The organism is Mycolicibacterium pyrenivorans, from assembly GCF_025821625.1.
In the GTDB taxonomy this organism is placed as follows: domain Bacteria; phylum Actinomycetota; class Actinomycetes; order Mycobacteriales; family Mycobacteriaceae; genus Mycobacterium; species Mycobacterium pyrenivorans.
In genome coordinates, this window is the sequence record NZ_JACKSH010000064.1 from 1 (window position 1) to 7,637 (window position 7,637).

The following is a 7,637-nucleotide window of genomic DNA, read 5'->3' on the forward strand; positions in this document are numbered from 1 at the left end:
CATCATCTGATCCCGCACAACGGCCCACCCCGACTCCAAAGCGCACAACCGAATTCGCCCCCACGCCGAGGGCATCATCTGATCCCGCACAACGGCCCACCCCGACTCCAAAGCGCACAACCGAATTCGCCCCCACGCCGAGGGTCGATCGGTGAATCAAGGCTAAGCTCGCCGGGTGACGCGCACGCGAGGAGCAATGTGACCTCAGAGAACGCCTATCTGGTGGGCCTGCGTCTGACGGGCCGCAAAGTCGTTGTCGTGGGCGGCGGCACGGTTGCGCAGCGACGCTTGCCGCTGCTGGTCGCCAGCGGCGCCGACGTGCACGTCGTGACCAGGGCCGCCACCCCCGCGGTCGAGGCCTTGAGCCGGCAGGAAGTCGGAATCACGCTGACAATGCGGGAGTTTCGCGACAGCGACCTCGACGACGCCTGGTATGTGATTGCGGCCACAGACGATCCGGACGTCAACGCCGACATCGTCGCGGGAGCCGAACGCCGTCGGGTGTTCTGCGTCCGCGCCGACATCGCGGTCGAGGGCACCGCCGTAACGCCGGCGTCGTTCGAGTACGACGGGCTGGCCGTCGGAGTGCTCGCCGCCGGGGAGCACCGCCGGTCGGCGGCCATCCGCTCGGCGATCCACGAGGCGCTGCAGCAGGGGCTCATCACCGACGAGTCTTCCGGAGCGGTGCGCGGGAGCGTGGCGCTGGTGGGTGGGGGCCCCGGCGACGCCGAACTGATCACGGTGCGCGGCAGGCGGCTGCTGGCCCAGGCCGATGTCGTCGTCGCCGACCGACTCGCACCTCAGGAACTGCTCGCGGAGCTGTCACCGGATGTGGAGGTGATCGACGCCGCGAAGATCCCCTACGGCAGGGCGATGGCGCAGGAGGCGATCAACGACGTGCTCATCGACCGGGCCAGGGCGGGCAAGTTCGTCGTCCGGCTCAAGGGCGGCGACCCGTTCGTGTTCGCGCGCGGTTACGAAGAGGTCATCGCGTGCGCCGACGCCGGGATTCCGGTCACCGTGGTACCCGGTGTGACCAGTGCCATAGCGGTTCCTGCGCTCGCCGGTGTCCCGGTCACCCATCGGGGCCTGACGCATGAGTTCGTGGTGGTCAGCGGACACCTCGCGCCGGAGCACCCCGAATCGTTAGTGAATTGGGATGCGCTGGCGGCAATGCGCGGCACGATCGTGTTGCTGATGGCCGTCGAACGGATCGAGTTGTTCGTCAAAGTCTTGATGGAAGGCGGCCGACCAGCGGATACGCCGGTTCTGGTGGTGCAGCACGGCACCACCTCCTCGCAACGGACGCTGCGGTCGACGCTTTCCGACGCGCCGGAACGAATCCGTTCTGATGGCATCCGACCTCCTGCGATCATCGTGATCGGGGCGGTCGCCGGCTTCGGCGGGTAAAGAATTCTTAAGAGTACTGTAAGGTAACTCGTTATGACGGCTCTCAATGACGCAGAGCGTGCCGCCATCCAACGTGACGCCGAAGGCAAGGGACGCCGGGGTTCGAAACGGGCCCAGGATCGAGCACTTTCCGCTCGTGTCTCCGGCGCGGGTGCCGGCGGGACTGCCGCGCAGCGCTCCAGCAAGGTTCCCGCCTGGCTTCCCTCCCGGCGCTTCATCGCCGCGGTCATCGCGATCGGTGGGATGCAGCTGTTGGCGACGATGGACAGCACCATTGCGATCGTCGCCCTGCCGAAGATCCAGGACGAGCTCAGCCTGTCCGACGCCGGACGCAGCTGGGTCATCACCGCGTATGTGCTGACATTCGGCGGCCTGATGCTGCTGGGTGGACGCCTCGGTGACACCATCGGCCGCAAGCGCACCTTCATCGTCGGCGTCGCTCTGTTCACCATCGCCTCGATTCTCTGCGGAGTCGCCTGGGACGAGGTCACGCTGGTGATCGCGCGGCTGCTGCAGGGGGTGGGCGCGGCCATCGCCTCGCCCACGGGCCTGGCCCTGATCGCGACGACGTTCCCGAAGGGACCTGCCCGAAACGCCGCCACCGCGGTGTTCGCGGCCATGACGGGCGTCGGCTCGGTGATGGGCCTGGTCGTCGGCGGAGCGCTGACCGAGGTCTCGTGGCGGTTGGCCTTCCTGGTGAACGTGCCCATCGGCCTGATCGTGATCTACCTGGCCCGCAAGACGCTGCGGGAGACCCACAAGGAGCGGCTGAAGCTCGACGCCGCCGGTGCGCTGCTGGCGACATTAGGTTGCACGGCCGCGGTGTTCGCCTTCTCGATGGGCCCCGAGCAGGGCTGGTTGTCATCGGTGACGCTCGGTTCCGGCGCCGCCGCGCTGGCCTGTCTGGCCGCGTTCCTCTACGTCGAGCGCACGGCCGAGAACCCGGTCGTCCCGTTCAGCCTGTTCCACGACCGAAACCGGGTCGCCACGTTCGCCGCGATCTTCCTCGCCGGCGGCGTGATGTTCACGCTGACCGTGCTGATCGGCCTGTACGTGCAGGACATCATGGGCTACAGCGCGCTGCGTGCGGGCATCGGCTTCATCCCGTTCGTCATCGCGCTCGGTATCGGCCTGGGCCTGTCGTCGGCGCTGGTGTCGAAGTTCCCGCCGCGGCTGCTGGTGATCGGGGGCGGCGTCCTGGTCCTGGCCGCCATGCTCTACGGCTCGACGCTCGACGCGGGGATCCCGTACTTCCCGAACCTGGTGCTGCCGATCACCGTCGGCGGTTTCGGGATCGGCATGATCGTGGTGCCCCTGACGGTGTCGGCCATCGCCGGCGTCGGGTTCGATCAGATCGGTCCGGTGTCGGCCATCGCGCTGATGCTGCAGAGCCTCGGCGGACCGGTGGTGCTGGCGATCATCCAGGCGGTCATCACGTCGCGCACGCTGTATCTGGGCGGTACCAACGGCCCGGTGAAGGACATGAACGCCGCGCAACTGCACGCGCTCGACCAGGGTTATACATACGGCCTGCTGTGGGTGGCCGCGGTCGCGGTCATCGTGGGCGGCGTCGCGCTGTTCATCGGGTACACCGCCGAGCAGGTGGCCCACGCCCAGGAAGTCAAGGACGCGATCGACGCCGGAGAGCTTTAGCTCCCGCTCGCCGATCACACTGAGACCACTCAGTAAGGTTGTCGGCTGTGATCACCCGGATGTCCGAGCTGTTCCTGCGCACCCTGCGAGACGACCCCGCCGACGCCGAGGTGCCCAGCCACAAACTGCTGCTCCGGGCCGGCTACGTCCGTCCGGTCGGGCCCGGGCTGTACAGCTGGTTGCCGCTGGGCCTCAAGGTGCTCCGCAAGATCGAGGCGGTCGTCCGCAGCGAGATGAACGCCATTGGGGGACAGGAGATCCTGTTCCCCGCGTTGCTGCCGCGTGGTCCGTACGAGACGTCGAACCGGTGGACGGAGTACGGCGACGGCGTCTTCCGCCTGAAAGACCGCCGGGGCAACGACTACATGCTCGGGCCGACGCACGAGGAGTTCTTCACGCTGACCGTGAAGGGCGAATACTCCTCGTACAAGGACTTTCCGCTGCGGCTGTACCAGATTCAGACCAAGTACCGCGACGAGGCGCGTCCCCGGGCGGGCATCCTGCGTGGCCGCGAGTTCATCATGAAGGACTCGTACTCGTTCGACGTCGACGACGACGGGCTCAAGAACGCCTATCACGCACACCGCGAGGCCTATCAGAGGATCTTCGATCGGCTGGCGGTTCGGTACGTCATCGTGTCGGCGGTATCAGGGGCCATGGGCGGCAGCGCGTCCGAGGAGTTCCTGGCCGAGAGTGAGGTCGGCGAGGACACCTACGTGCGTTGCCTCGAATCCGGGTACGCCGCCAACGTCGAGGCCGTGATCACCGCGGTGCCCGAGGCCCGGCCGATCGACGGGCTGCCCGACGCCGTCGTGCACGACACCCCTGACACGCCGACCATCGCCACGCTCGTCGACTGGGCCAACGGCGCCGGACTCGGACGCCGGATCACCGCCGCGGACACGCTCAAGAACGTGTTGGTGAAGGTGCGTCAGCCCGGCGGTGAGTGGGAACTGCTCGCGATCGGGGTGCCCGGCGATCGTGAGGTCGACGACAAGCGGTTGGGCGCCGCGCTGGAACCGGCCGAGTACGCAATGCTCGACGACGCGGATTTCGCCAGGCATCCGTTCCTGGTCAAGGGGTACATCGGTCCGAAAGGCCTGCTGGCGAACGGGGTTCGCTACCTCGTCGACCCCAGGGTCGTCGACGGCACGGCCTGGATCACCGGCGCCGACGAGCCGGGCCGGCACGTGGTCGGGCTGGTCGCCGGTCGCGACTTCACCCCCGACGGCACCATCGAGGCCGCCGAGGTCCGCGAAGGGGACCTCTCACCCGACGGCGCGGGACCGCTGGTCGCCGCACGGGGCATCGAGATCGGGCACGTCTTCCAACTCGGCCGCAAATACGCCGACGCGTTCGCCGCCGACGTGCTCGGCGAGGACGGCAAACCGGTCCGGCTGACGATGGGCTCCTACGGCATCGGCGTGTCGCGCCTGGTCGCGGTGATCGCCGAGCAGCATCACGACGAGCTGGGGCTGCGCTGGCCCTCGTCGGTGTCACCGTTCGACGTGCACGTGGTCATCGCGAACAAGGACGCCGAGGCACGCACGGCCGCCACAGAACTCGCCGCCGAACTCGACGGCCGTGGCCTCGAGGTGCTGCTCGACGACCGCAAGGCCTCACCCGGTGTGAAGTTCAAGGATGCGGAGTTGCTCGGCGTGCCGTGGATCGTCGTGGTGGGGCGGGGCTGGGCCGACGGCGTTGTCGAGTTGCGCGACCGGTTCAGCGGCGAGAAGCGGGAGGTCCCCGCCGAAGCCGCGGCCGCCGACATCGCCGCAGCGGTCGCGGCGGGCTGAGTGCGGACTCTGCCGACTATTCGGTGCCGCCAGGGAACGCGACCGTGATCGCGGCGTCGCCGCGGACGCGGCGCCAGCGCGCCGCCGTGACGGCGCTCTCGGTCAGCGCGGTGACGCCGAAGGCCCGCACGGTCTGATCGGTCGCCTGCTCGACCACGGCCCGCCACGCGGTGGCCCCGTCCTGTTCCATCGTCACCGCGAGGTTCGCGGCCTCGGCGGGCGTGTCGACCTCGATCGGCAGCGAATACCCGGCGGCGGGCAGCGGAACGGCGACGCCGCGCTCCTCGAGCAGTGCGATCGCCGCCTCCCGGCGGTTGCGGTGCTCGGCCATGGCCTCCGACACGAGGTAGTTCACCTCGGGGACCGAGTGCGCCGACACGATCCCGTAGCCGTAGATGGTGGCGTGCTCGGTGGCGATGGCATCGAACAACGCGCCGTCGGCGGCGTCGCTCGGTCTCGCCGGCGTCGCGGACGGGTCCGGCCGCGGGCGAGGTGAGGTCATCGCGCGCCTCCCGCCGGGGTCAGGGCCACGCTGGAGGCGGTGGTGCACGCCGCGGCGATGGAGGCGAACAGCCCGGCGCGGTATCCGGACAGCGCCGCGGCGGCCGCAGCGGCGCTGTCGGCCGATGCCCGCAGCGCGCCGATGACGTCGTCGACGGTGGGGACGGGTGCGGCCGCGGACGGCGACGCAGTCGAGGTCGTCGTCGTAGTGGTCACGCTGGTGGTCGGGGCGGCCTGGCCGGTCAGCCGCACGATCTCCTCGGCGAGCGCCTCGGCGTGCGCCGAACGCTCGGCGGCGGCTTCGGTGAGGGCGTCGGCGGCGGACCCGCGGGTGGCCGCGGCGGCTTCGCTGGCCAGACTGCTGTCGGCGCGGGCGCGGTCGAGCCCGGTCGTCAGGTCGTCGAGATCGGGTGGGGGCGGTGCGGTGCCGCAGGCCACCGCGGTCATCGAGGTGGCGCCCACCATCGCCAGGGCCGCCGCTCCGGCGAGCACCCGTCGACGGCTGACGGTCGGTGGTCGGCTCGGCACGAGCAACATCCTGCCATTGCCGTCGAGGCGCGCGCGGCGACCGAGTTCGGTGTCGGGCCGCGGTAACGACCGGTTTTCGTTTTTTGGCCTGCCGGCGCTGGCGTATCGTGGAGTGTCGGGTCCGGGGATCGTGTACTCACGAAATCCTTGCGAACCGTGTCCGGACAACTCAAGACGAGGAGCTCGCCGTGGCGGAGCGGTCTACGGGATTGCCGTCGCAACGACAGGTGATCGAACTGCTCGACGGGGAGTTCGCGCGCGCCGGATTCGACATCGAAGACGTTCAGATCGACGCTTCGGCGCGTCCACCCCGGATCACGGTGGTCACCGACGGCGACGACGGGCTGGATCTCGATTCGATCGCCCGGCTGTCGCGGGCGGCCTCCGAACTCCTCGACGATCTCGACTCCGCGGAGTATGTCCTCGAGGTGACCTCGCCGGGGGTGGACCGCCCGCTGACCACCGAGAAACACTTCCGCCGGGCCCGCGGACGCAAGGTCGAGATGACACTGTCCGACGGCACGACCCTGACCGGACGGTTGGGGCAGACACGGGGCGGCACGGTCGCCCTGGTGCTGCGCGACGGTGCCCGCGGCAAGTTCACAGTCCGTGGCCTCGATCTCGATGAGATCGTCAAAGCTGTTGTCCAGGTGGAGTTTTCACCACCAAATCCGCACGAGCTGGAACTGGCCGGCCAGTCCGGGAAGGAGGCCGAAGCGTGAACATCGACATGGCGGCCCTGCACGCGATCGAGGCCGACAAGGGAATCACCGTCGACGTGGTGGTCGAGACCATCAAATCGGCGCTGCTGACCGCATACCGGCACACCGAGGGCCACGAGGCCGACGCCCGCATCGACATCGACCGCAAGACCGGCATCGTGAAGGTGATGGCCCGCGAGACCGACGCCGACGGCAACGTGGTGCACGAATGGGACGACACCCCTGAAGGTTTCGGCCGCATCGCCGCCACCACCGCGCGCCAGGTGATCCTGCAGCGGCTCCGCGACGCCGAGAACGAGAAGAACTACGGCGAGTTCGCCGCCCGCGAAGGCGACATCGTCGCCGGGGTCATCCAGCGCGACGCCCGGGCCAACGCCCGCGGCCTGGTGGTGGTGCGGATGGGCAGCGAGACCAAGGGGTCCGAAGGGGTGATCCCCTCCGCCGAACAGGTGCCCGGCGAACGCTACGAACACGGCGACCGGCTGCGCTGCTACGTCGTCGGTGTCAGCCGCGGCGCGCGGGAACCACTGATCACGCTGTCGCGCACGCATCCCAACCTCGTCCGCAAGCTGTTCTCGCTGGAGGTCCCCGAGATCGCCGACGGGTCGGTGGAGATCGTGGCCGTGGCCAGGGAGGCGGGGCACCGCTCCAAGATCGCCGTCACCTCCCGGATGCCCGGCCTCAATGCCAAGGGCGCCTGCATCGGCCCGATGGGGCAGCGGGTGCGCAACGTGATGAGCGAGTTGTCCGGCGAGAAGATCGACATCATCGACTACGACGAGGACCCCGCCCGGTTCGTGGCCAACGCGTTGTCACCGGCCAAGGTGGTCTCGGTGTCGGTGATCGACGAGGGAACGCGGGCGGCGCGGGTGATCGTCCCGGACTTCCAGTTGTCGCTGGCGATCGGCAAGGAGGGGCAGAACGCCCGGCTGGCCGCCAGGCTGACCGGCTGGCGCATCGACATCCGCAGCGACGACGCCGCGGCCGACGCGGCGCCCGGCCGTCCCTCGGGCCGGCCCGAGCCCCG

At 69.2% G+C, this 7,637-nt stretch carries 7 protein-coding genes; 5 read left to right on the forward strand and 2 right to left on the reverse strand.

Annotated elements, in window-relative coordinates:
• Positions 1-198: 198 nt before the first annotated feature.
• Genes cobA through H7I57_RS08785 form a run of 3 tightly spaced genes read left to right on the forward strand, consistent with a single transcriptional unit; the run spans position 199 to position 4,859 of the window.
• Positions 199-1,410: a uroporphyrinogen-III C-methyltransferase gene (cobA, locus tag H7I57_RS08775; protein ID WP_264023037.1), complete on the forward strand. Its 1,212-nt coding sequence runs from the start codon at positions 199-201 to the stop codon at positions 1,408-1,410.
• A 33-nt stretch (positions 1,411-1,443) separates the two neighbouring features.
• Positions 1,444-3,063 (forward strand): MFS transporter, encoded by a 1,620-nt coding sequence (locus tag H7I57_RS08780; protein WP_264023038.1) that lies wholly within the window; start codon positions 1,444-1,446, stop codon positions 3,061-3,063.
• A 47-nt stretch (positions 3,064-3,110) separates the two neighbouring features.
• Positions 3,111-4,859, forward strand: coding sequence for a proline--tRNA ligase (locus H7I57_RS08785; RefSeq protein ID WP_264023039.1), 1,749 nt, complete (start codon positions 3,111-3,113; stop codon positions 4,857-4,859).
• Between the two features lie 16 nt (positions 4,860-4,875).
• Here the strand turns inward: H7I57_RS08785 and H7I57_RS08790 are convergent, their stop codons facing one another.
• Complete coding sequence (locus H7I57_RS08790) at positions 4,876-5,361, reverse strand: ferritin-like domain-containing protein (RefSeq protein WP_264023040.1); 486 nt, start codon at positions 5,359-5,361, stop codon at positions 4,876-4,878.
• Positions 5,358-5,897 (reverse strand): hypothetical protein, encoded by a 540-nt coding sequence (locus H7I57_RS08795; protein ID WP_264023041.1) that lies wholly within the window; start codon positions 5,895-5,897, stop codon positions 5,358-5,360. Before H7I57_RS08795 ends, H7I57_RS08790 begins: the two co-directional genes overlap by 4 nt.
• Before the next feature lie 179 nt (positions 5,898-6,076).
• Between H7I57_RS08795 and rimP the strand changes: the two genes are divergently transcribed.
• Together rimP and nusA are read left to right on the forward strand one after the other, a co-directional pair.
• The gene (gene rimP, locus H7I57_RS08800) at positions 6,077-6,610 is read left to right on the forward strand and encodes a ribosome maturation factor RimP (RefSeq protein WP_264023042.1); all 534 of its coding nucleotides are present in this window, start codon (positions 6,077-6,079) and stop codon (positions 6,608-6,610) included.
• Positions 6,607-7,637: transcription termination factor NusA (gene nusA, locus H7I57_RS08805; protein ID WP_264023043.1), on the forward strand; the 1,031-nt coding region annotated here is incomplete at its 3' end. The genes rimP and nusA, both read left to right, overlap by 4 nt.

Bases quoted from the DNA above. Each gene is read 5' to 3' on its own strand.
- H7I57_RS08780 (WP_264023038.1), top strand. From the start codon at position 1,444: ATGACGGCTCTCAATGACGCAGAGCGTGCCGCCATCCAACGTGACGCC.
- H7I57_RS08795 (WP_264023041.1), bottom strand. From the start codon at position 5,897: ATGTTGCTCGTGCCGAGCCGACCACCGACCGTCAGCCGTCGACGGGTG.
- H7I57_RS08790 (WP_264023040.1), bottom strand. From the start codon at position 5,361: ATGACCTCACCTCGCCCGCGGCCGGACCCGTCCGCGACGCCGGCGAGA.